Origin of the sequence: Pantoea sp. ME81 (genome assembly GCF_903970985.1) — a bacterium.
Lineage (GTDB): Bacteria > Pseudomonadota > Gammaproteobacteria > Enterobacterales > Enterobacteriaceae > Pantoea > Pantoea communis.
In genome coordinates, this window is record NZ_CAJCKS010000038.1 from 12923 (window position 1) to 39413 (window position 26491).

Genomic DNA, 26491 nt, shown 5'->3' on the forward strand with positions numbered 1-26491 from the left:
TTCTCCTGCGCTGCCCAGGCCAAAAATGACAAGTGATTAACCCAACGGATCTTTTATGCTCGATAGCTTACTTGTCATTCTTTTACTGATTGTGATCAGTTCATTCTTTTCTCTTTCTGAGATCTCGCTGGCGGCTGCCCGTAAGATCAAACTTAAACTGCTGGCCGATGAAGGCAACATCAATGCGCAGCGCGTGCTGAAAATGCAGGAACAGCCTGGCATGTTCTTCACCGTGGTGCAGATTGGCCTCAATGCAGTGGCCATCCTCGGTGGTATTGTCGGCGATGCCGCGTTTTCCCCCGCCTTCAGCAGTTTATTTAGCCGCTTTATGGCCCCTGAACTGGCCGATCAGCTCAGCTTTATCTGTTCCTTCACTGTGGTCACCAGCCTGTTTATTTTGTTTGCCGATTTAACGCCGAAGCGTGTGGGGATGATCGCGCCGGAAGCGGTGGCGCTGCGCATCATCAATCCGATGCGCTTCTGCTTGCTGGTGATGCGTCCGCTGGTGTGGCTGTTTAACGGGCTGGCCAACGTGTTTTTCCGCATCTTCAAGCTGCCGATGGTGCGTAAAGACGACATCACCTCCGACGATATTTACGCGGTGGTGGAAGCCGGTGCACTGGCTGGGGTGCTGCGTAAACAGGAACACGAACTGATCGAAAATGTGTTTGAGCTGGAATCGCGTACCGTGCCGTCTTCGATGACGTCACGCGAGAACGTAGTGTGGTTTGATCTGCACGAAGATGAAAACAGCCTCAAAACCAAAATCGCCCAGCATCCGCACTCTAAATTCCTGGTATGTGATGGCGACATCGATCATATCGTCGGTTATGTCGATTCCAAAGAGCTGCTGCTGCGCGTGCTGGGCAATCAGAGCCTGACCCTGAGCAGCGGCGTGCAGATTCGCTCTGCGCTGATTGTGCCGGACACGTTAACGCTCTCTGAAGCGCTGGAAAGCTTTAAAACTGCTGGCGAAGACTTCGCGGTAATCATGAATGAATACGCGCTGGTGGTGGGGATCATTACCCTCAACGACGTGATGACCACGCTGATGGGTGATTTGGTCGGCCAGGGTCAGGAAGAGCAGATTGTGGCACGTGATGAGAACTCATGGCTGGTTGAAGGCGGCACACCGATTGATGACGTGATGCGCGTGCTGGATATCGATGATTTCCCGCAGTCCGGCAACTATGAAACCATTGGCGGTTTCATGATGTACATGCTGCGCAAAATCCCGAAACGCACTGATTTCGTCAAGTTCTCAGGTTACAAGTTTGAAGTGGTAGATATCGACAGTTATCGCATCGATCAACTGCTGGTGACGCGTATTGACGATCGTCCGCCGGTGCTGAGTGTGACGAAGAGCGCCACTGATGAGCTGGAGTCGCCATAGTACCGGGCGGCAGAAAAAAACAAGGCGCGATTTCTCGCGCCGCTACTGAGGGCGCCTGATTATATGGCGCCCTTTCTTTTTACTGCTTAGTTGTACTCGGCTTGCAAACGCAGGACCTGGCGGTTGATCTCGGACATCACGCTAAGGTGCTGTTTATCTTTGACGCGGGGCAACATCACTTTGCCTTTATCGAACTCAAACGCGCCAACATCCTTGATATACAACCTTCCTTTAAAAAGCGTTTTTACGTATTTCGCAATTTGCAGCGGATTATAGCGCTGGAAGATTTTCATACTGTCTAACTCCTGAACAGATGTACTACGCTTCGTCGTTGCCAAATCCGGTACGAACCCATGAAGCGCAAATGAGGCATAACTATAGAACATCAATCGTTACGTATGTTCCGAAAAGGTGAATTTTTTACTGAATTGACACAATATTACAGAACACTCTGTTATGCCGCTCACAAAACCCAGTATAAACCTTCACTCATTAAGGAATTGTGGCGTGGGTTGCAAAGCTGTTAACTCATCGCGACAGGCGCATCATCCACACCTAATATTGCAAAAACATGAATAACTGGTCGGATCACTAAGGAGTATCACCATGCGTTTGGCACACTCTGTGTTAGCCCTGGCACTGCTGGTTCCCAGCCTTGTCTCAGCCCATGCTTTTAAGATCGGCGATCGTGTTCCGCCAGTGGGCGTGAGCGACAGAGGCGAACTGCTTTATCAACAAGATAAGTTTAGCTACCAACCGTGGAATAGCGCGCAGCTGAGTGGAAAAGTGCGTGTGATCTTACATATTGCCGGGCGTTCTTCGGCCAAAGAACAGAATGCCGCGCTGATTGAAGCGATCAAAGCGGCGAAATTCCCGCATGACCGTTACCAGACTACCACCATTGTGAACACCGACGATGCGATTCCCGGCACGGGGATGTTTGTGCGCAGCAGTATTGAGAGCAACAAGCAGCAATATCCGTGGTCGCAATTTATCGTCGACAGCAATGGCAACGTGCGTAAGGTCTGGCAGTTGGAGAAAGGGGGTTCGGCAATTGTGGTACTGGATAAGACCGGGCATGTGCGATATGCCAAAGAGGGTGCACTTACCCAGGATGAGGCGCAGCAGGCGATGAAACTCATCCGTGAGCTGTTGCAGTAAAAACGGAGGTCGCCATTAATGGCGACCCTGTGTTGCCCGGCTTGTGTTCTATATTCATCCCGGAATAAATAGCGAAAACACAGGCTGCTTTCGCAAGGTACGCGTCTGGAACTAAAACAGCGAGACGCGGAACCCCGGATTCAGGAAGGATTCGCGTGGTGTGTAGTCGAGAGTTTTACCCTGCCAGTCATGCACGTGGGCTCCAGCCGCAATCGCCACCGCGTGACCTGCTCCGGTATCCCAAATATTGGTTGGCCCGAAGCGCGGATAGAGCTGCGCTTTGCCTTCCGCCACCAGACAGAATTTCAGTGAAGAGCCAATTGCCGTGGTTTGATGTTCGCCTAACTGCGTCAGATACTCTTTCAGCTCTTCATCTTTATCCGCATGCGAACGGCTGACAACCACCAGCAGTGGACGCGCCTCGCGCACCTGAATCTGCGTTTTATGTCCGCCCTCTTCTTTCCAGGCTTTGCCTTCAGCTGCCGAATACATCACACCCAACGCGGGCGCATAGACCACACCTAGCACCGGTTTGCCGTTTTCAATCAGGGCAATATTGACGGTGAATTCACCGTTGCGCTTGATGAACTCTTTGGTGCCATCCAGCGGATCCACCAGCCAATATTTTTTCCAGTTCTGACGCACCGCCCAGCTCGGCGGATCTTCCTCTGATAACACCGGCACGTCTGGAGATAGTGCGGCCAACCCTTCCACGATGACTTTGTGCGCCGCGAGATCGGCAGCTGTTACCGGCGAATCATCTGACTTGCGCGTCACATCCATCGGCTGCTCACCCGCATAGACATGCATAATCGCATCGCCTGCTTCACGCGCCAGTTGGCTAATTTTATCTAACATTATTCACCTCTTTTCCGCTGATTCTGCCTGTCAGACATCAACAGCTCACCTCTACACATTTTAGCAGTTGTGTTCCCATGCTTTGCGGCTGAACTGTCTGAAACGGCAATCTATATGATTATCAATACCATAGTTCATAGATGACGGCTATGGCGCGATGCTGATTCCCTTTCTAGCGGACAGCGAAGCCTGCTGATGCGTGAAAGTCTGAGACACATCACAAATTGAAATGATAATTCGTCATTGTTTTACATTATTTTGAGAGGCCCATTTGATCAGACAAGGAGCAAATCATGTTCAAAGCGAGCATGTCGTTACTGGCGCTGTGTGTGACGGCGGCCACGGTGCAAGCCGCTACAGTGGATCTGCGCATTCTGGAAACCACCGATCTGCACAGTAATATGATGGATTTCGATTACTACAAAGACACACCAACTGAGAAATTTGGCCTGGTGCGCACCGCCACGCTGATTCAACAGGCACGCGCAGAAGCAAAAAACAGTGTGCTGGTCGATAACGGCGACATCATTCAGGGCAGCCCGCTGGGCGATTACATGGCGGCTAAGGGGCTGAAAAAAGGCGATGTGCACCCAGTATATAAAGCGATGAATACGCTGGATTACGCAGTAGGCAACTTAGGCAATCACGAATTTAATTACGGCTTACCCTATCTGCAGAAAGCGATTGCCGGGGCACGCTTTCCCTATGTGAATGCCAACATTATCGATGAAAAGAGCGGAAAACCGCTGTTTAACCCCTATCTCATCAAAGAAACCACCGTTACCGACCGCAGCGGTAACCTGCATCGCTTAAAAATTGGCTACATCGGCTTCGTTCCACCGCAGATTATGGTGTGGGATCGCAACAATCTACAGGGCAAAGTGCGTGTTGATGACATCACGGAAACAGCGAAGCGCTATGTGCCGGAAATGCGCGCAAAAGGTGCTGAAATAATCATCGCCATTCCGCACTCAGGTCTAAGCAGTGAGCCCTATCACGCCATGGCAGAGAATTCCGTCTACTACCTCAGCCAGGTGCCGGGGATTAACGCCATTATGTTTGGTCACGCGCATGCGGTGTTCCCCAGTAAAGAGTTCGCGGCCATTCAGGGCGCTGACATTGCACAGGGCACACTAAACGGTGTTCCTTCTGTGATGCCCGGCATGTGGGGCGATCACCTCGGCGTGGTCGATCTGGTGCTGAATAACGAAAGCGGCAAGTGGCAGGTCATGCAGGGCAAGGCTGAAGCGCGGCCCATTTACGATCCGGTTGCTAAAAAATCACTGGCCGCAGAAGACAGCGGTCTGGTGAAAGTGCTGGAGCAGGATCACCGTGCCACGCGTGAGTTTGTTGCTAAGCCTATCGGTAAATCCGCCGATGTGATGTACAGCTATCTGTCGCTGGTGCAGGACGATCCCACTGTGCAGATCGTCAATAATGCGCAGCGCGCCTATGTTGAGCACTTTATTCAGGGCGATCCCGATCTTGGTCGCCTGCCAGTGCTTTCCGCTGCCGCACCGTTTAAAGCCGGTGGCCGTAAAAACGATCCCGCCAGCTACACCGAAGTAGAGAAAGGTGAACTGACCTTCCGCAATGCCGCCGATCTGTATCTTTATCCGAATACCCTGGTGGTGATGAAAGTCACCGGTGCACAGGTGAGAGAGTGGCTGGAATGCTCAGCCGCGCAGTTTAATCAGATCGATCCGCACAGCAGTAAACCGCAAGCGCTAATTAACTGGGATTTCCGCACCTATAACTTCGACGTGATTGATGGCGTCGATTACCAAATCGATGTGACGCAGCCTGCACGCTATGACGGCGAATGTACGTTGATTAACAAAGACGCTTCACGCATTAAGGATCTGACATGGCAGGGTAAGCCCATCGACCCTAATGCGGTATTCCTCGTCGCCACTAACAACTATCGTGCTTACGGCGGGAAGTTTGCCGGCACCGGCGATAAATACGTGGCGTTTGCTTCACCAGATGAGAACCGTTCAGTGGTCGCGGCTTATATCAGCAGCGAAACCAAAGTACACGGCGAAGTGAAACCGCAGGCCGATCATAACTGGCGTTTAGCGCCGATTCACAGTGATACGCCGCTGGATATTCGCTTTGAAACGGCACCGGGCGAGAAAGCCACGCAGTTTATTGAGAAGTACGCTGATTATCCGATGAAAGCCGTGGGCAGTGACGAGATCGGTTTTGCGATTTGGCAGGTAGATTTGCAGAAGCAGTAACAGGCTATAGCCGGGCTGCCAAATGAAGGGAGGGCACCCGGCTTTGATGCATCACCGCGAGCACAATAATTCCCTGTTGGATTGCCTGGTAATAAATCATATGACTCACAAAGGGAAAACTGAGTACACCTTCGGCGAGATCGGACGCTCTGCTGATCCCCATCGTCGGTAGTTCAGACAGCGTGTGCAATGTGCGCTGCAAACGTCTCAAGTATTGATGAGACTGCGCTTCGCCCCAGTGCTGCAAGGTGAACTGACGAATATCGACAAGATCCTGCCGCGCTTCATCCGTGAGCTGAAATTTGGCCATTTAATCCAGTAATTGATTGAAAAATGTTTCACCGTCTGTCAGTCGTCCGTTGGCAACGTCTTCCCTGGCTCGGGCAATTTTTTCCTGCAAAAACTGCTGCTTCATGAGTTCAATTGCCTGAAACTCTTCAGCAGATATGACAACAGCGACAGGTTTTCCGTTCCGACTGATTTGTACCGGTTCACGCTGAGCTTTGAGAAGCATATCCCCAAATTGGGTTTTAGCTTCGTTGGCAGAGAGTAAATACATTTCGCACCTTCCGCTTAAATCGTTCGATTCGCTCATTGTATTAGTCAATTGGGTAAAGATCAGCCAGATTTACAAACAAAAAACCGGCATTTACGCCGGTTTTAATGAATTGCTGAATGCTTACAGAATTTCCAGCAGCTCGACTTCGAACACCAGGGTGCTGAATGGCGGGATGGATGCGCCAGCACCGCGTTCGCCGTAGGCGAGGTTTTGTGGAATCACTAATTCCCACTTAGAACCCACTGGCATCAGGGTCAGCGCTTCAATCCAGCCAGCGATTACGCCGCTTACCGGGAATTCAGCCGGTTCGCCACGTGCCACTGAGCTATCAAACACTGTACCGTCGATCAGCTTGCCAGTGTAGTGCACACGGACACGATCCTGACGCGATGGGATTGGGCCATCGCCTTGAGTGATCACGCTGAACTGCAGACCAGATTCAGTGCTGCTCACGCCTTCACGCTGCGCATTCTGCTCCAGGAATTTATGGCCTTCAGCCGCCATGGCTTCCACACGCTCACGGCGAACGCCTTCTGCACGTTCGTGCACTTCACGCAGCGCGCGATGTACCACATCAACAGGCACAGCCGGTGAGTTCCCTTCCAGCGCATCGCGCAGACCTGCGAGCAGTGCTTCCGGCTGCAGACCCTGCAGTCCAGATTCCTGCAGCTGCTGGCCGACCTGTAAACCGATACCGTAACTTGCTTGTGATTCGACGCTGTCGAATGAAGGGGTGGTCATCTTGATTCCTTAATCCCGGAGAAAATAGAAACGGCAGCATAACAGCGCAGGCGGCTGGCGTAAAATCTGCAGCGCCGCAGATGACATTTCTCAGCGAAAGAGAAACAATACGCAGGTCAAATTTTTCAATGCTGGCAGGCACTTCGTGCCCGCATTGCCCATACTATAGCTGTGGCAACGTTTTCGTCGTACAGCGCTAAGAAAGAGAGAATACATGGGCCAGATTGCCCCACGACGCCGCAGGACGCGCGCACCGCGTGCTTTTACTTTATCGAGGTTGCAACGTTGGCTGCCGCAATTTCCGCGCAAGGCCGCCAGCGAGGAGGATTCACGAATGGCTTCTGGTACCCCTTCCCGCGTTCCCGCCGTGCTGCTGCGCGTCTGGCATCTGCTGGATGATGTGCGCTGGATGAACCCACTGCCGGCCTTCCATCGTCGTGGCATTGTGATTGCCTTGCTGGTTCTGCTATTAGCGTTTCTTTGGCCAAGCAGTACGCCGCAATATCCGATTGAGCGCCCGGCAGATAACAGCAGCAAAGAGGTGCCGTTGCAGGCGGAGATTTACGACAACAAGCAGCCGCAGAACACCCAACCGAAAACCGATTCTCAGGGTGAGTGGCACAACTATACGGTGGCATCAGGTCAGACGCTGGCACAGCTGTTCCGCGACAATAATCTGCCGGTGAATGATGTGTTTGCGATGGCACGCGTCGAGGGTGACGATCAGCCGCTTAGCGCATTGAAGAATGGCCAGCAGGTGAAGGTTCGTCAGAACGCGCAAGGCGTGGTGACAGGATTAACGGTGGATGGCAGCAACGGCCCGGTGTTATTTACTCGCCAGCCAGACGGCAGCTTTATCCGCGCTCAGTAAATCGCAGATACAAAAACGCCGGCACAGGGCCGGCGTTTTCGCGTTACCGAGTAAAAAATTACTCAGCCACTACATTCACAACCAGTTTAGCGAATACTTCGCTATGAACCTGGAAGTCAACTTCGTGCTCACCGGTAGAACGCAGAACGCCGTTTGGCAGACGCACTTCGCTCTTAGCCACTTCAACGCCAGCTGCAGTCACTGCATCAGCGATGTCGCGAGTACCGATTGAACCGAACAGTTTACCTTCGTCGCCTGATTTAGACGCGATGGTAACGGTGCCCAGTGCATTGATTTTCTCTGCACGTGCGTTAGCAGCAGCCAGAACGTCAGCCAGTTTGGCTTCCAGTTCAGCGCGACGCGCTTCGAAGAACTCAACGTTTTTCTTGGTAGCAGGAACAGCTTTGCCCTGTGGAACCAGGAAGTTACGAGCGTAGCCCGCTTTAACGTTAACCTGATCACCCAGGCTGCCCAGGTTTGCTACTTTATCAAGCAGAATAACTTGCATTACCTTATCCTCTTAAAGTCGTTAATGGACAACTACCAATTACTGATGACGATCAGTGTATGGCAGCAGGGACAGGTAGCGAGCGCGCTTGATGCAACGAGCGAGCTGACGCTGGTATTTTGCACGAGTACCGGTGATACGGCTCGGGACAATTTTACCGCTTTCGGTAATGTAGTTTTTCAGTGTAGCGATGTCTTTGTAATCAATCTCTACAACGCCTTCCGCGGTGAAACGGCAGAATTTGCGACGACGGAAATAACGTGCCATTTGGCTAGTCTCCAGAATCTATCAATTCAATCTGCTCGGCATGTAACACCATTCTGCTCTGACCATTGCGTGCCTGATGGCAGCTAATGAAACCTTCGAGAACGAGTTGCGTACCGACCGTTATATGTTGAGTAATCACCTGATGGGTGCTGCCGCTGATAATCACCGGCATCTGACACCAGGCTTGCCGGTGAAAACCGGCCTCCTCCTGCACAGAACGGTGCTCAAGCACGAACTGGCAGTGAGGAATCCCTGACGGACTGACTTTTCGAACTGGCGTCTTGCACACAGTGCCTGACAGGCGCAGTCGATTTGCCGTCATGTCGGATTACTCTTCAGAATCCCCAGCATCTGAGTCATCTGATGATTCGTTAGCGAAGTCTTCGCGACGATCACGACGCTCATCTTTCGCTTTAACCATCGGAGATGCTTCAGTTACCGCGTGCTTAACGCGCATAACCATGCTGCGGATAACGGCGTCGTTGAAGCGGAAGTTAGTTTCCAGCTCGTCAATCACTTCCTGCGGTGCTTCTACGTTCAGCAGAACATAGTGAGCTTTGTGCAGTTTGTTGATTGGGTAAGCCAGCTGACGGCGGCCCCAGTCTTCCAGACGGTGAATCGTGCCCTGTGCACCGGTGATAGCACCAGTGTAACGCTCGATCATACCTGGAACCTGTTCGCTCTGGTCAGGATGGACCATAAATACGATTTCGTAATGACGCATCGATAGCTCCTTACGGATTATTCAGCCTCCTGTCGGGGTCAGCTGCGGCCCATGGAAGCAAGGAACGTTATAGGTTGTGAATCATTTAAATGAAACACACCTCTGAATGCAGCTGAAAAATTGACGCGTAATCATACTGGCGTCCCCCTGGAAACTCAAGCGCACAATTCATCAAATCACTTGGGTCATGCCAGTTAAGCGCACCTTTTGTGCTAAGGATTAAGATTCAGCAGGTTAGCGAAGGTTTGTTCAAAATTGCTGATGGAGGCGTTCAACAGGGCGATCTGGCATCAATGTGGCGAAGAACTAAACTATTTACAGGCGCAACGGTTTGGCTTATTCGCGGCGTCTGAGAGTGCAATCCCTGGAGTGAGGAGTCGAATATGAAAACCATCATTTTCGCCACTTTACTGGGTCTCTTCCTGTCTCCACCCGCTTTCGCCAGCTCCGCTGACTACGCGCAGCAGATGAGAAGTAACAGCAGCAATGCGGCTTCAGGCTATGTCTATGTCAACCGGCTGGATGCGCCTGGCAGTAACCCAGTCAGTGCGAATACCAGTGCAGCAGATCGTCTGTCTTCACAACTGTAAATCGGATGACGTAACGGGCTGGCTCACTTTGCCAGCCCGAGTTGTTTCTACAGCTGATGTTTGAAAAAACTCACCAGTGCAGTCAGGGCTGAAGGCGTGATTTTGTGGCCGATGTGCTTTTCCGACAGGTAGGTCATTTTTTCGTTCAACGCGGCTTCACGCAGCGCTTTCTCCAGCCGGACGGTTTCAGCGAACGGCACCACTTCATCGGCTTCACCGTGCCATAACAGCAGCGGGCGATTGGCCAGCTTATCCAGTTGCTGGCTGGGATCGTAAGGTGCCAGCGGCGCGAGGCGAGCAGCGAAGGCCTCTTTCTGCTCTGGCGTGCGCGCCACCAGCGGTGGGAACAGCGTATGGCTGAGCTGCATAAAGTAACCGGAACCCATCATACAAGCGACGCTATGAATCTGCGGATAGCGCACCATCGCGCCCAACGCGGTCATGCCGCCCATCGAAGCACCAGCCACTGCAAAGCGCTCATCGGCAATCAAATCTTTCTCACGCAGCGCCGCTTCTAACTGTGGTACTTCGTCGATGTTCTGTTTGAGGATCTCCCAGAAGTGCGTCATACGCGCTTCGGTATCGCCGTTGTAGCGCGCGCCGTGCATGTCGGCATCCGGCATCACGACGCGAAACCCAGCCTGCGCCAGCGCCACCGCGAAGTAGCTGTACACTTCTTTGGATGAGGTAAAGCCGTGATAAAACAGGATGGTGGGTAACCGTGCCTGCCGCTGCCCGGCAGGAGCCGCATGAATACACTCAATACCTGCCAGGTTTTCCGTTGCCAACTCAATCATACCGCCTCCGTTGAGAATGATTATCACCCGTCACAGTGTAAGCGCTGAGCGACAAAACGCGAGCGACTTCACATTTAATCAGAATAATTTCTGTACTAAACCTTTTGCCGCATTTGCCGTTGATCTTGTACCCCTCCAATAGTCTTGAAATAGGTACTTTATGAAGCGTCTCTCTCTCAGCGCCATGGGTCTCGGCATTAAACTGTCTGTATTGACGTCTTTAAGCGTGGCGATTGTGCTGTTTACCCTGACCCTAACCCTGAGTCATAACGCGGCCCGTCAACTGGAGCAGCTGGCGACTGACGATATGCAGAATCAGGTGCTGGGCATTAATGAAATGGCCACCATGTTTAACGCCACGTTGTCTGAAGAAGTGGCGAACTACACCAAACTTTTCCAGAGCTTCTTGCCCAAGCGCTTTAGTCGTGATGAGAACGATCGCATTCAGGTCGGCGAATTCAGCACGCCTACGCTGCGCGCCGGGCTGAAAACCCTCAACCTCGATCAAATCGCGGTGGATGATTTTCTCGATCGCACCGGTGCGGTGTCGACCATCTTTGTGCGTGACGGTGAAGACTATGTTCGTATCGCCACCTCGCTGAAAAAAGAGGATGGCAATCGTGCCATTGGCACCAGACTTGACCGGAGCAGCGCAGCCTGGCGTAGCGTTAATCAGGGCGAAGTTTATCGCGGACTGGCCACGCTATTTGGCCATCGTTATATCACCCAGTATCAGCCGGTGCAGGATGAGAGCGGCGCGGTGATCGCCATTCTGTTCGTTGGCGTACAGATCGATACGCAATACGCCCTGATGCGCGACAAAGTGCTGGCACGCCATCTCGGCGACAGTGGCAACTTCTTTGTGTTGAACGGTGCCGCCGGCAGCACGCAGGGACAGTATCTGTTTGATCGTCAATCAGAAGGCAAATTGCCGCGTTGGGATCAGACCGTCCAGCAGCAACTGTTAACCCAGCCCAAAGGGTTAATGAGTATTGAACTCGATGGCGAGACTAAGTTATTGGCGTGGCAGCAACTGCCGGGCTGGAACTGGATTATTGCCGGAGAAGTGAGTCGTGCCAGCCTGCTGGCCCCGATAACCCAGAGCCGTAACCTGTTTATCGTCATTGGGCTTGCCCTGGTGATCGCTTTCGCCGTGGGCTTTATCTGGTATAGCCGACGCGCCATTACGCGCCCGTTGCAGCAGGTGATTCATCTGGCGGAGCAGTATGCGGCCGGTAATTTGCAAGCGCATCTTGATTCCACCCGCCGTGATGAAATTGGTCAACTGGTAGCGGCGATTAACGGCATCGGCGATGGGCTGGAAAAAGTGGTGAGTCAGGTTCGCTATGCGGCACGCGATATCAGCCGTGGCACTGACACCATCGCTGCCAGTAGCTCCAGCATCAGTGAACAGATCAGCCGCCAGGCGAGTAGCGTGGAAGAGACCTCTGCCAGCATGGAGCAGTTTGGTGCCACCGTGGCGCAAACCGCGGCCAACGTGCGTCAGGCGATGGCGCTGGTCGGTGAAGCGGCCAACACCGTTGATCAAGGCGGCAGTACGGTGGCACGCTCGGTCGAAACTATGGCGGAGATCCGCGTGGCTTCACAGAGCATCGCCGATATCACCCATGTGATTGAATCGATCGCTTTCCAGACCAATATTCTGGCACTAAACGCGGCGGTGGAAGCGGCGCGTGCCGGTGAGCATGGCAAAGGCTTTGCCGTGGTCGCAGCGGAAGTCCGTGCGCTGGCGCAGCGCAGTGCCAATGCGGCTAAAGAGATCGATAACTTGATCGCCACCTCCATCGATAAAGTAGCGGCTGGCCATGCGCTATCCGAGCAAACGCGCGATGCAATGCAGCATATCGTCAGCCATATTGAGCAGGTGAAAACGCTGATGGGCGAGATCAATATCGCCGCACAAGAGCAGGCAGCGGGCATTGGTCAGGTTAATCTGGCAATGAATCATATTGGCCAGGCGACGCACCAAAGCAGCGATATGATCACCCAATCGGAAACCACCGCACAGACACTAAGCCAGCAAGGTCATCATTTGACGCAGCTGGTGAGTGTTTTTCATCTGAAAGACTGATGTGAACGGGGAAGATGGCCTAAACTGGAGCCATCTTCCTTTTCAGGAGCGTGTTATGCATCGCTTTTTACTGGTGTTGAGCCTATTACTAACCGGATGTGCTGCGTTTAAAACCACGCCGGAAGCCCCACCGCCGCCCACCAGCCACGCGCAGGAGATTAGTCGTGCGCAAAGTTATGGCTTGCGCAAGCTGGGCAATATTACGGTCTCTACCCGTGGTTCACCGGATGATGCCCAGCGCGCACTGGCCGCACGCGCGAATCAGGCGGGTGCGGTTTACTATCAAATCCTGATGCTGGATGAAACCACGCTGCCCGGTTTTTGGTACGGCACTGCGATTCTCTATGGTGCGCCTTCAGCCAGCGCTGGCGCGCAACAGTAAGCGTGTGCAGAGGTCGTCACTCAACGAACGTCGCCCCCGCATATCCAGGTGTTGATCGCACCAGCCATCAGCCAACGGCGGTTCTGCCACTTTTAATAGAATCGCCGCGCTCGCCAGTTGTAACAGTTCCTGCGTCACCTCACGTGCCATACCTTCCCGCACATGGTTGAGCTGCAGCCTTAACTGGCGCCAGCGACGATCAACGTGGCGATTGCTGCCTTTTACCGCTTCAAATTCATCGTTGAGCATGGTCATGACATCCGCCTGGCGACCCAGCACGCGCAGCACGTCGAGGCACATCACGTTGCCAGAACCCTCCCAGATGCTATTGACCGGCATCTCACGGTACAGACGCGGCAGTTCACTCTCTTCGCAGTAGCCGATGCCGCCCAACACTTCCATCGATTCAGCCACAAACGGCATGCCCGCTTTGCAGATGCCAAACTTGGCGGCGGGGGTGAACAGTCGTGCGTACAAACGCTCGTGCTCGCTGGCGGGCGTGGACCATGCGCGCGCTAATCGCATCAGCAGCGCGGTTTGCCCTTCCAGCTGCAAGGCCTGCTGCGCCAGCACGGTGCGCATTAATGGCTGATCGCTAAGGTTTTTGCCCATCACCTGACGCTGCTGTGCGTGATGCAGGGCAATCGACAAAGCGCGGCGCATTAAGCCATGGCTGCCCAATGCGCAATCAAAGCGCGTCATGCCGCCCATTTTCAGGATCAGCCGCACGCCATCGCCCTCTTCGCCCATCAACCAGCCAATCGCATCCTGGAATTCCACCTCGGCGCTGGCATTAGAGCGGTTGCCAAGCTTGTCCTTCAGGCGCTCGATGCGAATCGCGTTGCGCGTTCCATCAGGCAGCAGACGCGGCAGAAAGAAACAGCTCAGCCCTTGCGAAGTCTGCGCCAGAATGAGATGCGCATCGCTTTGCGGCACAGAGAAAAACCATTTGTGACCGGTGATGCGATAAGGCTCGCCTGTGCCGTGCACACCAATCGGTTCCGCGCGCGTACTGTTGCTGAGCACATCGGTTCCGCCCTGCTTCTCGGTCATGCCCATGCCAATCAACAGGCCGCGCTTTTTGTTGCCCGGCTGGTGATGCGCATCGTAGCGATCGCTCAGCAGCGCCTCGCGCCAATCCGAATAGGCCTCCGGCAGATGATTTTGCAGTAGCGGAATGGCGGCATGCGTCATGGTGACCGGGCAGAGTGAACCCGCTTCGACCTGAGCATGCAAAATAAAGCGCGCGGCACGCGCCACCATCGCATTAGGCTGAACATCGGGCTGCCAGCTGAGGTTGTGCAAGCGGCTGGCGCATAATCCCTGCATTAGCAAATGCCATGCCGGGTGAAAGCGCACTTCGTCCAGCCGCTCACCGCGTGCGTCATAGCGCTGCAGCTCAGGCGGTTGGGTATTCGCCAGCCGACCTAATTCCAGCGATTCAGCGCTGCCGAGTTGCAGTCCGACAGAGGCCAGCCATTCGCGATCCCAGACTGCACCTTCGCGCGCCACGGCCTCGCACAAGGCGATATCGCGGGTGAATAAATTGCTATGACTAAGAGGATGGGGCTGATTGAAAACGCTGTGGGTTGTCCAGGTCATAATGTGGCATCTCCCTCATAAAACGCATGGTTCAAGTATGAGGGGGATGTGCAGTTATGCCTGGCTCAGAAACACTTTTGCGGTGGGGATCACGCCAAACGCTGACGTACCGCTTCGAACAGGCAGACGCCGGTGGCGACAGAGACGTTCAGTGAAGAGACGCTGCCAGCCATTGGGATGCTGATCAGCTCATCACAGTGTTCACGGGTCAGACGACGCATGCCTTCGCCTTCCGCGCCCATCACCAGCGCCATCGGGCCAGTCATTTTGCTCTGGTAAACGGTGTGATCGGCTTCACCTGCGGTGCCAACCACCCAGATGTTGTACTCCTGCAGTAAACGCAGGGTACGTGCCAGGTTGGTGACGCGAATCAATGGCACGTTCTCTGCTGCACCACTGGCGACTTTTTTCGCGGTGGCATTCAGCGGGGCGGCACGATCTTTCGGCACGATGACGGCATGCACGCCCGCCGCATCGGCGCTACGCAGGCAGGCACCGAGGTTATGCGGATCGGTAACGCCATCCAGTACCAGCAGGAACGGTTTTTCCAGGCTTTGCAGCAGATCCGGCAGATCGCCTTCCTGATAGTTTTTACCCTGTTTAACGCGTGCCACGATACCCTGATGCACACCGCCTTCCACCTGGCTGTCGAGCCATTGGCGGTTAGCCACCTGAACCACAATTCCCTGAGCTTCCAGTGCGGCAATCAGCGGCTGCAGGCGACGATCGTCACGGCCTTTGAGAATAAAGACTTCCTGGAAACGCTGAGGATCACGTTCCAGCAGCGCCTGCACGGCATGAATACCAAAAATTATTTCACTCATTTGTTTGCTCAAGGTTGGATGTATCGATTTGAAAATTTGAGTATTAATTTCGGTGCACATAACTGCGCACCCTACAAAACGCGCTGATTTAACGTACGCTCGTCGTCACAACACGCTGAACTAACTTAACGTCGCCATCACTACGCACTTATCCATGATCTGTCGCGCGGGCGCCATCACAGCACGCTGGCCTAACTTTGGGGCGCCGTTTAAGGCGACCCCAGCTTCAAAGTGCGATCAGGTCTTCAGGCTTCGCGAGCCAACCCTCAAGCTTCGTTAGGTTTCTTCTTCGACCCGCGCTTGGCCTTGGTGGCGGCGGCGATTTTACGGGTTTTCTCAGAGATTTTTTTGCCTTTTTTCTCAGTTTTTGCCGATTTTTCAGCAGGCGCATGCTGCTTCTTCTCGCTGCGGAACGCTGAATCTGGCTCGAAGGTGCCCTTTTTACCCGCATCACGACGACGTCTTGCCGGCGGCTTGCCGCCGCGCTTCTCACGTTCGCGCTCGGTTTTACCCTCGCCGCGCGGTACGCGCTTGCTGGAGATCAGCGCAAAGTCGATTTTGCGCTCATCCATGTGCACCGCTTCCACACGCACTTCCACCGTATCGCCTAAACGATAAGTACGGCCACCAGATTCGCCAATCAGACGCTGACCAATTGGATCGAAACGGTAGTAATCGTTGTCCAGCGAAGAGACGTGCACCAGGCCATCAATAAACAGATCGTTGAGACGCACAAAGAAGCCAAATCCGGTCACGCTGGAGATCACGCCGCTAAACACGTTGCCAACCTGATCCTGCATGAAGTCACATTTCAGCCAGTCCGCGACATCACGCGTGGCTTCATCAGCACGGCGTTCGGTCATCGAACAGTGCTGACCGAGCTGCAACATCTGCTGCATATCGTAGTGATAGCCGCCGTTTGGCGTGGTGTTACCTTTCAGCGTGCCCTGCTCTTTCGCCAGCAGGTATTTGATCGCGCGGTGCAACAGCAGATCAGGGTAGCGGCGAATCGGTGAGGTGAAGTGCGCATAGGACTGCAACGCCAGGCCAAAGTGACCACGGTTTTCAGGATCGTACACCGCTTGCTTCATTGAGCGCAGCAACATGGTTTGCAGCATTTCTGCATCGGGGCGATCAGCTACTTGCTTGAGCAATTCGGCATAGTCGACAGGCTGCGGTTTCGCGCCACCTGGCAGGCTCAAGCCCAGCTCGTTTAATACGGTGCGGAAGCTTTTGATGCTATCTTCGGTTGGACGATCGTGATCGCGGAACAGTGACGGTTCCTGATGCTTCTCAACATAACGCGCCGAGGCGATGTTGGCGAGAATCATGCACTCTTCGATCAGCTTGTGCGCATCGTTACGCACGGTACGTTCAACGCGATCAATACGACGCTCCGCATTGAAGATAAATTTGGCTTCTTCCGTTTCGAAGGAGATGCCGCCACGCTGCTCACGTGCGGTTTCCAGCTCCTGATACATGTGATGCAGCTCTTCAAGGTGTTTAACCTGTGCTGCATACTGCTCACGCAGCTCGGTATCGCCCTGCAGAATGTTCCACACCTTGGTGTAAGTCAGACGCGCATGGGAATTCATCACCGCTTCGTAGTGCTTATAGCCAGTGAGCTTGCCGCTGGAAGAGATGGTCATCTCGCATACCATGCAGAGGCGATCAACCTGCGGATTCAGCGAGCACAAACCGTTGGAGAGGATCTCCGGCAGCATCGGCACCACTTGTGACGGGAAGTAAACCGACGTGCCGCGCTGATGCGCTTCGTTATCTAACGCTGTGCCTGGGCGCACGTAATAGCTGACATCCGCAATCGCTACCCACAAACGCCAGCCGCCACCGCGTTTTTTCTCACAGTAGACGGCATCGTCAAAGTCACGCGCATCTTCACCATCAATGGTAACGAGCGGTAATTCACGCAGATCGACGCGGCCTTTTTTTGCCTCCTCTGGCACCTGCTCTTTCAGTTTCGAAATCTCTTTCTCAACTTCTTCCGGCCAGGTATGTGGGATCTCGTGGGTGCGCAGCGCCATATCGACCGCAAGACCGGTGCCCATGTTATCGCCGAGAATCTCGGTGACCTTGCCGATGGCTTTGGTGCGACGGGTTGAGCGCTGGACGATCTCTACAACCACCACCGAGCCCATGCGCGCGCCCTGGGTTTCTTCCTGCGGAATCAGGATGTCGAAGCTCAGGCGGCTGTCATCCGGCACCACAAAACCGGTGCCGGCATCGGTAAAGTAACGGCCAACAATCTGGCTGTTGCGTGGTTCCAGCACGCGCACCACGCGCGCTTCACGGCGACCTTTACGGTCTGCACTACCCGGCTGTGCCAGAATCACATCACCGTGCAGGCAGAATTTCATCTGCTCAGCAGACAGATAGAAATCATCTTTCTGGCCTTCGACGCGCAAGAAGCCATAGCCATCACGGTGACCAATCACTTTACCGCGCAGTAAGTCGAGGCGTTCTGGCAGGGCGTAACATTGACGACGGGTAAACACCAGCTGACCGTCACGCTCCATGGCGCGCAGACGACGGCGCAGCGCTTCGAGCTGCTCTTCGCTGGTGATATTCAATTCCTGGGCAATTTCATCGCGATTGATGGGTTTCTCACGCTTTTCTAACAGCGCCAGAATAAATTCGCGGCTTGGAATGGGGTTGTCGTACTTTTCTGCTTCTCTATCCTGATAAGGATCTTTTGACATTACGGTTCCTCCGATGTCATTTAATTTGGATTGCCACCGGCGGTTCGGACAATAAAATTTGGTACAGTGAATCGTTATCTTTGACCAGATCGGCCAACGTATAGTTATCCAACTCTTTGAGGAATATCTGGACCGCATCGTGCAGCGCCTTGCGCAGACGACAGGCCGGTGTGATGGCACACTCCTCACAGTTCACCAGCTGCAAAGGCTCCATTTTTCTCACTACCTGACCAATGACGATTTTTTCCGGGTCCATGCCTAAACGAATTCCGCCGTTTTTACCGCGTGTCGCGGCGACAAAGCCAGCCCGGCTGAGTTGGTTGATGATTTTAACCATATGGTTACGCGACACCCCGTAGGTATCGGTGACTTCGGTAATGTTGGTCTGCTTACCTTCCGGCAACGTCGCCATGTAAATCAGCGCACGCAGACCATAATCGGTGAAACTCGTTAGCTGCACATATACCTCGGTGAATCATCGGGCGTTAGGGTTATGCGCCGGTCGGCGTGGTATTTAAGTATGATGATAAACCAGAGCGTGGAAGCCGGTGCGTTTTTTCTTAAGCAAGTATCGATAATTGCAAGAAAAAAGAGAGTGAGCGGAGTCAAAGAGCGGATAAACAAAGGCCGGACAGTGTCCGGCCATGTCAGATTATGCGTCGAACGGGTCGCGCAGAATCATGGTCTCACTACGGTCCGGGCCAGTTGAAATAATATCAATCGGCACACCGGTCACTTCTTCTACACGCTTGATGTAGTCACGCGCGGCCTGTGGCAGACCTTCCAGCGTTTTCACACCAAAGGTGGTTTCGCTCCAGCCAGGCATGGTTTCGTAGATTGGCTCAATACCTTCCCAACCTTCCGCAGCCAGTGGCGTGGTGGTCATCTCGCGGCCATCCGGCATGCGATAAGCCACACAGATTTTCACTTCTTTCAGGCCATCCAGCACGTCCAGTTTGGTCATGCAGAAACCTGACAGGGAGTTGATCTGTACTGCGCGACGAACGGCAACCGCATCCAGCCAGCCGGTACGACGACGACGACCGGTGGTCGCGCCAAATTCGTGGCCCTGTGCACACAGGAACTCGCCAGTTTCGTCAAACAGTTCGGTAGGGAATGGACCCGCACCAACACGCGTTGAGTAAGCTTTAACGATACCCAGCACGTAATCAACATAACGTGGGCCAATACCGGAGCCCGTCGCCACGCCACCTGCGGTGGTGTTAGACGAGGTCACGTACGGATAAGTACCGTGGTCGATATCCAGCAGCGTACCCTGTGCGCCTTCGAACATGATCAGATCGCCACGCTTGCGCGCACCGTCCAACAGGTCAGAAACGTCAACCACCATGCTGGTCAGAATGTCAGCCACAGCCAACGTATCGCTCAGCACTTTTTCGTAGTCAACCGCATCAGTTTTGTAGTAGTTAACCAGCTGGAAGTTGTAGAAATCGACGATTTCTTTCAGCTTAACGGCGAAGGTTTCTTTGTTGAAGAGGTCGCTCACGCGAAGACCGCGACGTGCAACTTTATCTTCGTAAGCTGGACCGATACCACGACCGGTGGTACCAATCGCTTTGGCGCCACGCGCTTTTTCGCGCGCCACGTCCATCGCGACGTGATATTGCAGAATCAGTGGACATGCTTCAGAGATCAGCAGACGTTCACGTACCGGCACACCGCGCTCTTCCAGACCTTTCATCTCTTTCATCAGCGCTTCAGGCGACAATACAACACCATTACCAATGATGCTGGTCACGTTATCACGCAGGATGCCAGATGGAATTAAGTGGAGGACGGTTTTTTCACCGTTGATGACAAGTGTATGGCCTGCATTGTGGCCACCCTGGTAACGCACAACGAAATTCGCGCGTTCAGTCAGAAGGTCTACGATCTTACCTTTACCTTCGTCACCCCATTGGGTGCCCAGTACGACGACGTTCTTACCCATTTTTTCAAAATCACCGATTGCTTAAAAATGGATTCTACCATCGGTTTTGCTCACTTTCAGCACTTTTAGCATACGATTGCGCGGTTTTTTGCCCGCGTTTTGATCAATACAACATGTTGGGGGAAACATCGACTGCAAGACACAATTTAGCCGTGCGTTATCGCTCAAATTTAACGCTAAGCGCTCGCATGCACGCTCAGCATGTAATAAATCACCACGCCCGCTACCACTAATCCACCACCAAAACGATGCAGGATGCGATCGGGCAACTGCGCCATAGACAGAATCATGCGGCGCCAGATACGCGGCAGAAACATCGGACCCAGCCCTTCCAGCACCAGAACTAATGCCAGCGCCATCCAGATGGTTGTGTTCATTCTATTTTTCCCAAAAAAAAGGCCGACAACATTGTCGGCCTCAAGGTTATATCAGTTCTTAACGCGCGGTGTTAGTCGGTGCCTTCATAAAGCGGAAGAAATCGCTATCCGGGCTCAACACCATCACATCCTGGTTATCAGAGAAGCTGTTCTCGTAAGCACGCAGGCTGCGGATAAAGGCATAGAAATCAGGATCCTGACCGAAAGCATCAGCAAACAATTTTGCTGCCTGCGCATCACCTTCACCACGTGAGATCAATGCCTGACGCTGGGCTTCAGCCAAAGTACGAGTGACCTGGTAATCCGCCTGGGCACGCAGTTTTTCTGCCTCTTCCTGACCTTGTGAACGCTGGCTACGGGCAACCGCTTCACGCTCAGCGCGCATACGGTTGTAGATAGCATCAGACACCTCCGCTGGCAGGTTGATCTGCTTGATGCGTACGTCAACCACCTGAATACCCAGTGCAGCCATACTGTTCGGATTCGGTGCTGGCTCGCTGCTGTTGGTTTCACGCTCTACGCGGGCTGCCGCGCTGGCAATCGCATCATCTGCGGCTGGCGTCTGCACTTCGTCATCACTGCCTGCGGTACCGGTGTTCAACGCATCACGCACGTCGGTGGTCAAACGACCACGTGAATCCGTCACGATGTCTTTCACATCCAGGCGACCCATCTCAGAGCGCAGACGGTCACTAAACTTACGTTTCAGCAACACTTCAGCCTGAGAAACATCACCACCGCCAGTTGCCAGGTAGTAGCGGCTAAAATCACTGATACGCCACTTGATGTAGGAATCAACGATCAGGTCTTTCTTCTCTTTGGTAACAAAGCGATCGGCCTGGTTGTCCATGGTCTGGATACGTGCATCCAGCGACTTCACAGTTTCAATGAATGGGATCTTGAAATGCAGACCCGGCTCATAAACCTGCGGCTTGTTCTCGCTATCGCGCAGAACTTTACCGAAGCGCAGCACGATACCGCGCTCACCTTCTTGCACCACAAACAGCGATGCGTACAGCGCCACCAGGACGACAATAATTACGGCAATAATTGGCTTACGCATCGATTACTCCCTCCCTGCGCGCTGGGTATCGTTGCGTAACGCATTGGCGCGACGCTGGTCCATGATGCTGCTCGGACTATAAGACGAAGAGTCATCATTGCTGGCACTGCTGCCAGACGAAGGCAGCTTCATCAAATTAGTGTTTTTCTGGCCTGCCTGGCTGCCAGAAATCTGACCACCACGCATCAGTTGATCCAGCGGCAGCACCATCAGGCTGTTACCACGGTCATTAACCAGGACTTTACGCGTATGGCTCAGCACGCGTTCCATGCTTTCGATATACAGACGCTCTTTGGTGATTTGCGGTGCGGCTTTGTATTCCGGCAGCAGTAAAGCAAAGCGTGCCACTTCACCCTGCGCTTCTAACACCGTACGCTCTTTGTAAGCGCGGGCTTCTTCCAGAATACGTTGCGCCTGACCGTTCGCACGCGGCTGCACTTCATTTGAATAGGCTTCTGCTTCACGCACGTACTGCTCGCGGTTTTCACGTGCGGCGATGGCATCGTCAAACGAGGCCTTCACTTCTTCCGGTGGACGTGCCGCCTGGAAGTTGACGTCAAGCAGGGTGATACCCATGTTGTAAGGGCGGATGGTTTCATCCAGCTCGCGTTGGGTTTCGCTACGCACCACGGTACGGCCTTCGGTGAGGATACGGTCCATGGTAGAACGACCAATCACACCGCGCAGCGCGCTGTCGGTGGCCTGACGCAGACTGTCGTCAGCGCTGGTGACCGCATACAAATACTGCTCAGGATTGGTCACGCGGTACTGCACGTTCATTTCAACGCGCACCACGTTTTCGTCCGACGTCAGCATCACGCCAGAGGCGGCCAGTTCACGCACGGCTTCAACGTTAACGGCACGCACCTGATCGATAAAGGTTGGCTTCCAGTTCAGGCCCGGCTCAACCAGATGGCTGAACTTACCAAAACGGGTCACAACGCCACGTTCTGCTTCTTTGATGGTGTAGAAACCGCTGGCAGCCCAGATGACCACTGCGGCTACGGCAACGATGCCAACCAGTTTGCCACCGCTACCACCGCCGCGCTGGCCATTGTTGTCACTCTGTTTGCCACCGCCCAGTCCGCCGAGTTTTTTACTCAGCTTACGGAAGATATCATCCAGATCAGGAGGCCCCTGATCGCGCCCTCCCTTATTTCCCCCAGAGTTGCCGCCTTGATTATTGCTGCTTCCCCACGGGTCGCGGTCCTGTCCGTTATTTCCGGGCTGATTCCACGCCATGTTTCTACTCCATTTATTGTATTTACGTTTTTTACCCTTCCTCTTTCGAATTGCGGCCCAGAGAAATAATTGCAGCAATTTTCAACAAGTTAGGTAAAGGCGTTAGGGCAATATCAAACAATATAACTGGCTAATGACGGTTCCTGTTTGCACAAACGACGCCAGTCAACGATTGGCATTCTCACATGCATACCTACAGAACCATCATCTTCATTCCATTCTTTCTCAATCGCCTGCAGTTGGTAGAAGCGGCTGCGCAAACGGCCCGCTTCTGGCGGCAGACGTAAATCATACTGCGCAATTTCACCGGCTAAGCGTTCAGACAGCGCCTGCCAAAGTAAGGGTAGACCTTCACCGCTCTGAGCAGAAAGCCAGACGCGTGTCGGCTTATTCTCTTCATCACGATCAATACGCGGCACAAAACCGTCCAGCATGTCGATTTTATTCATAATCAACAGCGTGGGAATTTCATCCGATTCGATTTCTGCCAATACTTCATTAACGGCGTCGATGTTGTCGTTGACGCGCAAATCGGCAGCGTCAATCACGTGCAGCAAGAGCGTCGCCTGCCGTGTTTCCTGCAGTGTGGCTTTAAAGGCCGCCACTAAGTCATGCGGTAAGTGGCGAATAAACCCAACGGTATCCGCTAAAACCACCTCACCCACGTCTGCCACATTCAGGCGACGCAGTGTCGGATCGAGGGTCGCAAACAGCTGATCGGCCGCATATACATTGGCTGACGTCACCGCATTGAACAGGGTAGATTTGCCGGCGTTGGTGTATCCCACCAGCGAAACGGTCGGCACATCGGCTTTGGCGCGTGCTTGTCGGCCCTGTTCGCGCTGCTTCTCCACACGCTCAAGGCGAGAAAGGATGAGACTAATGCGATTACGCAGTAAGCGGCGGTCCGTTTCCAGCTGCGTTTCACCGGGACCACGCAAACCAATACCGCCTTTTTGGCGCTCAAGGTGCGTCCATCCACGCACCAAACGGGTTGCCATGTGGCGTAACTGTGCCAGCTCGACCTGTAATTTACCCTCATGGGTACGGGCGCGCTGAGCAAAAATATCGAGAATTAAGCCAGTGCGGTCGACAACGCGACATTCACACACTCGCTCGAGATTACGTTCCTGGGCAGGCGATAAGGCATGATCGAATAATACGACCGATGCTCCACTCGCTTTCACCGCATCGGCAATTTCAACTGCCTTTCCTTCACCGACAAAATATTTGGGATGTGGCGCTTTACGGCTGCCAGTAATCACATGCAGCGCTTCGACGCCCGCAGAAGAGACAAGAGTTTCGAACTCCTGCAAATCTTCCAGCTCTTTGTCTTGGGAGAACCAGATGTGTACCAGTACGGCCTGCTCACCGGCATCATAACGGTCAAACAAGCTATAACCTCGCTAAAATAAAATAACCAGGACGGGAAAACGCTTTCGCTCCCCAGCCCTGGCTTTACGGCAGCGCAAAATTATTCTGCGTTATCGCCGTCTTGTTGTGGCTGCGACTGAGCGCCCTGGTTGCTTCCGCTATGGTGGTAATTGCTGCTGCCACCGCTACCGCCCGGGTTGTTGCTATGGTGCGAAACCGGACGAGAAGGAACCACTGTAGAGATGGCGTGCTTGTACACCATCTGGCTAACCGTGTTTTTCAACAGAATGACGAACTGATCAAAGGATTCAATTTGTCCTTGCAGCTTAATACCATTCACCAAATAGATCGAAACCGGTACACGTTCACGACGCAATGCGTTCAAAAACGGGTCTTGTAATGATTGCCCCTTAGCCATTCTATCTTTTCCTTATATGCTTGTTGTTTGTTACTTTAAGAACCGTGGTTCAGAAAAACTGCGTAAAAATTTGCGCACGATAACGGACCAATTGTACACAATCATCCCTGCTACGCACTAACTACCTGAAGCACCGCATTACGGGCTAATTCTGGCTCGTCACTGTCTAACCAATGGACGTTTGGCCAGCCACGTAACCAGGTCATCTGGCGTTTAGCGAGCTGCCGGGTGGCGCAAATTCCCCGATAAACCATTTCGTCGTAATCGATTTCACCAGAGAGATAAGACCACATCTGGCGATAACCTACACAACGAATGGAAGGCATATCCGTATGCAAATCACCTCGTGCAAACAGTTCACGAGCCTCCGCTTCAAATCCTGACGCTAGCATCTGGTCGTAACGCAACGCAATGCGTTGATGTATCAGTTCACGATTCGCCGGAGCGATAGCAAACTGGTACACGTCGTAGGGTAACGCTTCGCCGGATGTTTTTGTCAGTTCCGTTAAAGTTTTACCCGAAATAAAAAAAACTTCCAGTGCTCGCGAAAGTCTCTGCGGATCATTCGGATGAATACGACTACCGGCGACCGGATCGATTTCACACAGCTGGCGGTGCAGGGCTTCCCACCCTTTCTCCGCCGCCATTTGCTCTATCCGCTGACGCACCTCGGGATCGGCCGAGGGCAACGGCGACAATCCTTCAAGCAACGCCTTGAAGTAGAGCATGGTTCCACCAACAAGCAACGGAATCTTACCCTTTTGGGTAATCTCCGCCATTTCTGCCAGCGCATCGCGACGAAACTCAGCGGCGGAATACGCTTCCGCCGGATCGCGAATGTCCAGCAAACGATGGGGCGCCAGTGCTAACTCTTCTGCCGACGGTTTCGCCGTGCCAATATCCATCCCGCGATAGATTAAGGCAGAGTCAACGCTGATAAGTTCCACCGGAAGTTGCTGACGCAGCGAAATCGCTAATGCCGTCTTACCGGAGGCGGTAGGCCCCATCAAAAAAATTGCCTTTGGCCGGCTAGCCTGGTTTAGTTCACTCATGCTTCAACGCGTTAATCGCGCTCTCAATCTCAATGGTCTGTAACAGACCTGAAGGCGGCGACTTGAGCAGATGCGGGCAAAGCCTTTCCAGCTCTGCCAGCAGTGCAATCGCCTGCGAGTGATTCCAGTGAGCGTGTTCTGCATCATCACGACGTGCCAGCCATTGGGCCAACGTAGATGCAGAAACCTCTTGCTGCCGGGCCAAGTAGCCTAACAGTTCTGGAATCAAGATTTGTAAATTTTGTGTGCGTAACGGTAAAGGGACGGCGCGTAAGGTGACGTGCTGACCTTCTCGTTGTAAATCAATGCCCATCAGCCTCAATAACGCGCCCTGAGCATCGATCACATTCAACTCTTCTTTGGCAATTTTCAGCCGCACCGGGATCAGTAAAGGTTGAGGTTTCAAGCCCTCTTCTCCCGGTTGTAACTGGGCCTGTTTCAGCCAGCGTGAGGCCACATTCAGTGACAACAACTGTAATTGATGACCCCGTTCCAGCAGCGCATATTGCTCATTCATCACGCTCAGCACACGACCAAAACTTTGCGCATGGGCAGCCAACGGCGCTTCGCGTGCTTCAGGCTGACGCACGGGAGCCGGTTGCGGCGCGGCGGCGCGAGGGGTTTCGGCCACAGGCGTTTTCATTAACTGCTGGTAGGCGGCCCCTTCACGTGCTCGATAGACCGGCTC

28 protein-coding genes and 1 pseudogene are annotated in these 26491 nt (G+C 53.5%); 7 read left to right on the forward strand and 22 right to left on the reverse strand.

Features of this window, described 5'->3' with window-relative positions; translation table 11 throughout:
- The first annotated feature begins 55 nt into the window (after window positions 1-55).
- Window positions 56-1393 carry a hemolysin family protein gene (locus tag H7A81_RS09475; RefSeq protein WP_034829259.1) on the forward strand — a complete coding sequence of 446 codons (1338 nt, stop codon included), beginning with the start codon at window positions 56-58 and terminating at the stop codon, window positions 1391-1393.
- Between the two features lie 86 nt (window positions 1394-1479).
- On the opposite strand, the gene H7A81_RS09480 is transcribed toward H7A81_RS09475, so the two are convergent.
- Window positions 1480-1686, reverse strand: a complete 207-nt coding sequence (locus tag H7A81_RS09480) for a DUF1107 domain-containing protein (RefSeq protein WP_031280153.1) — start codon at window positions 1684-1686, stop codon at window positions 1480-1482.
- A 313-nt stretch (window positions 1687-1999) separates the two neighbouring features.
- Here H7A81_RS09480 and H7A81_RS09485 point away from each other — a divergent pair, with 313 nt between their 5' ends.
- Window positions 2000-2554 carry a YtfJ family protein gene (locus H7A81_RS09485; protein ID WP_182057333.1) on the forward strand — a complete coding sequence of 185 codons (555 nt, stop codon included), beginning with the start codon at window positions 2000-2002 and terminating at the stop codon, window positions 2552-2554.
- Window positions 2555-2665: 111 nt separating this feature from the next.
- On the opposite strand, the gene cysQ is transcribed toward H7A81_RS09485, so the two are convergent.
- Window positions 2666-3412, reverse strand: a complete 747-nt coding sequence (cysQ, locus tag H7A81_RS09490; protein ID WP_034829301.1) for a 3'(2'),5'-bisphosphate nucleotidase CysQ — start codon at window positions 3410-3412, stop codon at window positions 2666-2668.
- A 293-nt stretch (window positions 3413-3705) separates the two neighbouring features.
- On the opposite strand from cysQ, the gene H7A81_RS09495 reads away from it, so the two are divergent.
- Complete coding sequence (locus tag H7A81_RS09495; protein WP_182057334.1) at window positions 3706-5652, forward strand: bifunctional 2',3'-cyclic-nucleotide 2'-phosphodiesterase/3'-nucleotidase; 1947 nt, start codon at window positions 3706-3708, stop codon at window positions 5650-5652.
- Between the two features lie 4 nt (window positions 5653-5656).
- On the opposite strand, the gene H7A81_RS09500 is transcribed toward H7A81_RS09495, so the two are convergent.
- From H7A81_RS09500 to fklB, 3 genes are all read right to left on the reverse strand, one after another.
- Window positions 5657-5962: a type II toxin-antitoxin system RelE/ParE family toxin gene (locus tag H7A81_RS09500; protein ID WP_034829305.1), complete on the reverse strand. Its 306-nt coding sequence runs from the start codon at window positions 5960-5962 to the stop codon at window positions 5657-5659.
- Window positions 5963-6211, reverse strand: coding sequence for a type II toxin-antitoxin system Phd/YefM family antitoxin (locus H7A81_RS09505; RefSeq protein WP_038644444.1), 249 nt, complete (start codon window positions 6209-6211; stop codon window positions 5963-5965).
- 120 nt (window positions 6212-6331) lie between these two features.
- The gene (gene fklB, locus H7A81_RS09510; RefSeq protein ID WP_166936539.1) at window positions 6332-6952 is read right to left on the reverse strand and encodes an FKBP-type peptidyl-prolyl cis-trans isomerase; all 621 of its coding nucleotides are present in this window, start codon (window positions 6950-6952) and stop codon (window positions 6332-6334) included.
- A gap of 214 nt (window positions 6953-7166) precedes the next feature.
- Between fklB and H7A81_RS09515 the strand changes: the two genes are divergently transcribed.
- Window positions 7167-7823 carry a LysM-like peptidoglycan-binding domain-containing protein gene (locus H7A81_RS09515; RefSeq protein ID WP_182057335.1) on the forward strand — a complete coding sequence of 219 codons (657 nt, stop codon included), beginning with the start codon at window positions 7167-7169 and terminating at the stop codon, window positions 7821-7823.
- Window positions 7824-7881: 58 nt separating this feature from the next.
- Here the strand turns inward: H7A81_RS09515 and rplI are convergent, their stop codons facing one another.
- From rplI to rpsF, 4 genes are read right to left on the reverse strand one after another with little or no spacing between them, the layout of a single operon-like run.
- A complete protein-coding gene (gene rplI, locus H7A81_RS09520) occupies window positions 7882-8331 on the reverse strand; it encodes a 50S ribosomal protein L9 (protein ID WP_034829315.1) in 450 nt (149 codons plus the stop codon).
- A 39-nt stretch (window positions 8332-8370) separates the two neighbouring features.
- Entirely contained in the window at window positions 8371-8598 is a 228-nt protein-coding gene (gene rpsR, locus H7A81_RS09525) for a 30S ribosomal protein S18 (RefSeq protein WP_002210155.1), read from the reverse strand.
- Window positions 8599-8602: 4 nt separating this feature from the next.
- Window positions 8603-8920: a primosomal replication protein N gene (gene priB, locus H7A81_RS09530; protein WP_034829319.1), complete on the reverse strand. Its 318-nt coding sequence runs from the start codon at window positions 8918-8920 to the stop codon at window positions 8603-8605.
- A 6-nt stretch (window positions 8921-8926) separates the two neighbouring features.
- Window positions 8927-9322, reverse strand: a complete 396-nt coding sequence (gene rpsF, locus H7A81_RS09535) for a 30S ribosomal protein S6 (RefSeq protein WP_034829324.1) — start codon at window positions 9320-9322, stop codon at window positions 8927-8929.
- Between the two features lie 383 nt (window positions 9323-9705).
- Between rpsF and H7A81_RS09540 the strand changes: the two genes are divergently transcribed.
- Entirely contained in the window at window positions 9706-9912 is a 207-nt protein-coding gene (locus tag H7A81_RS09540; RefSeq protein WP_034829327.1) for a hypothetical protein, read from the forward strand.
- A 47-nt stretch (window positions 9913-9959) separates the two neighbouring features.
- On the opposite strand, the gene yjfP is transcribed toward H7A81_RS09540, so the two are convergent.
- The gene (gene yjfP / locus H7A81_RS09545) at window positions 9960-10709 is read right to left on the reverse strand and encodes an esterase (protein WP_097119493.1); all 750 of its coding nucleotides are present in this window, start codon (window positions 10707-10709) and stop codon (window positions 9960-9962) included.
- A gap of 160 nt (window positions 10710-10869) precedes the next feature.
- On the opposite strand from yjfP, the gene H7A81_RS09550 reads away from it, so the two are divergent.
- Complete coding sequence (locus tag H7A81_RS09550) at window positions 10870-12801, forward strand: methyl-accepting chemotaxis protein (RefSeq protein WP_182057336.1); 1932 nt, start codon at window positions 10870-10872, stop codon at window positions 12799-12801.
- Window positions 12802-12856: 55 nt separating this feature from the next.
- The gene (bsmA, locus tag H7A81_RS09555) at window positions 12857-13183 is read left to right on the forward strand and encodes a biofilm peroxide resistance protein BsmA (protein WP_034829337.1); all 327 of its coding nucleotides are present in this window, start codon (window positions 12857-12859) and stop codon (window positions 13181-13183) included.
- On the opposite strand, the gene H7A81_RS09560 is transcribed toward bsmA, so the two are convergent.
- The 12 genes and pseudogenes from H7A81_RS09560 to H7A81_RS09615 all read right to left on the reverse strand — a co-directional run.
- Window positions 13157-14785 carry an isovaleryl-CoA dehydrogenase gene (locus H7A81_RS09560; protein WP_182057337.1) on the reverse strand — a complete coding sequence of 543 codons (1629 nt, stop codon included), beginning with the start codon at window positions 14783-14785 and terminating at the stop codon, window positions 13157-13159. The genes bsmA and H7A81_RS09560 overlap by 27 nt on opposite strands.
- A gap of 89 nt (window positions 14786-14874) precedes the next feature.
- Window positions 14875-15609, reverse strand: a complete 735-nt coding sequence (rlmB, locus tag H7A81_RS09565) for a 23S rRNA (guanosine(2251)-2'-O)-methyltransferase RlmB (protein ID WP_034829342.1) — start codon at window positions 15607-15609, stop codon at window positions 14875-14877.
- A gap of 266 nt (window positions 15610-15875) precedes the next feature.
- Window positions 15876-18326 carry a ribonuclease R gene (gene rnr, locus H7A81_RS09570; protein ID WP_182057338.1) on the reverse strand — a complete coding sequence of 817 codons (2451 nt, stop codon included), beginning with the start codon at window positions 18324-18326 and terminating at the stop codon, window positions 15876-15878.
- Window positions 18327-18342: 16 nt separating this feature from the next.
- Entirely contained in the window at window positions 18343-18786 is a 444-nt protein-coding gene (gene nsrR, locus H7A81_RS09575) for a nitric oxide-sensing transcriptional repressor NsrR (protein ID WP_166936527.1), read from the reverse strand.
- Between the two features lie 192 nt (window positions 18787-18978).
- Window positions 18979-20277, reverse strand: a complete 1299-nt coding sequence (locus H7A81_RS09580; protein ID WP_034829348.1) for an adenylosuccinate synthase — start codon at window positions 20275-20277, stop codon at window positions 18979-18981.
- 176 nt (window positions 20278-20453) lie between these two features.
- Window positions 20454-20654, reverse strand: coding sequence for a DUF2065 family protein (locus H7A81_RS09585; protein WP_034829350.1), 201 nt, complete (start codon window positions 20652-20654; stop codon window positions 20454-20456).
- A 58-nt stretch (window positions 20655-20712) separates the two neighbouring features.
- A complete protein-coding gene (gene hflC, locus H7A81_RS09590; protein WP_034829352.1) occupies window positions 20713-21717 on the reverse strand; it encodes a protease modulator HflC in 1005 nt (334 codons plus the stop codon).
- 3 nt (window positions 21718-21720) lie between these two features.
- Window positions 21721-22959 carry an FtsH protease activity modulator HflK gene (gene hflK / locus H7A81_RS09595; RefSeq protein WP_034829354.1) on the reverse strand — a complete coding sequence of 413 codons (1239 nt, stop codon included), beginning with the start codon at window positions 22957-22959 and terminating at the stop codon, window positions 21721-21723.
- A gap of 113 nt (window positions 22960-23072) precedes the next feature.
- Complete coding sequence (hflX, locus tag H7A81_RS09600; protein WP_160868577.1) at window positions 23073-24353, reverse strand: ribosome rescue GTPase HflX; 1281 nt, start codon at window positions 24351-24353, stop codon at window positions 23073-23075.
- Window positions 24354-24433: 80 nt separating this feature from the next.
- Entirely contained in the window at window positions 24434-24751 is a 318-nt protein-coding gene (gene hfq / locus H7A81_RS09605; protein ID WP_034829366.1) for an RNA chaperone Hfq, read from the reverse strand.
- Window positions 24752-24861: 110 nt separating this feature from the next.
- Window positions 24862-25803, reverse strand: coding sequence for a tRNA (adenosine(37)-N6)-dimethylallyltransferase MiaA (gene miaA, locus H7A81_RS09610; protein WP_034829369.1), 942 nt, complete (start codon window positions 25801-25803; stop codon window positions 24862-24864).
- Window positions 25796-26491: pseudogene (locus H7A81_RS09615) on the reverse strand (DNA mismatch repair protein MutL); the annotation flags it as partial. The pseudogene H7A81_RS09615 and the gene miaA, both read right to left, overlap by 8 nt.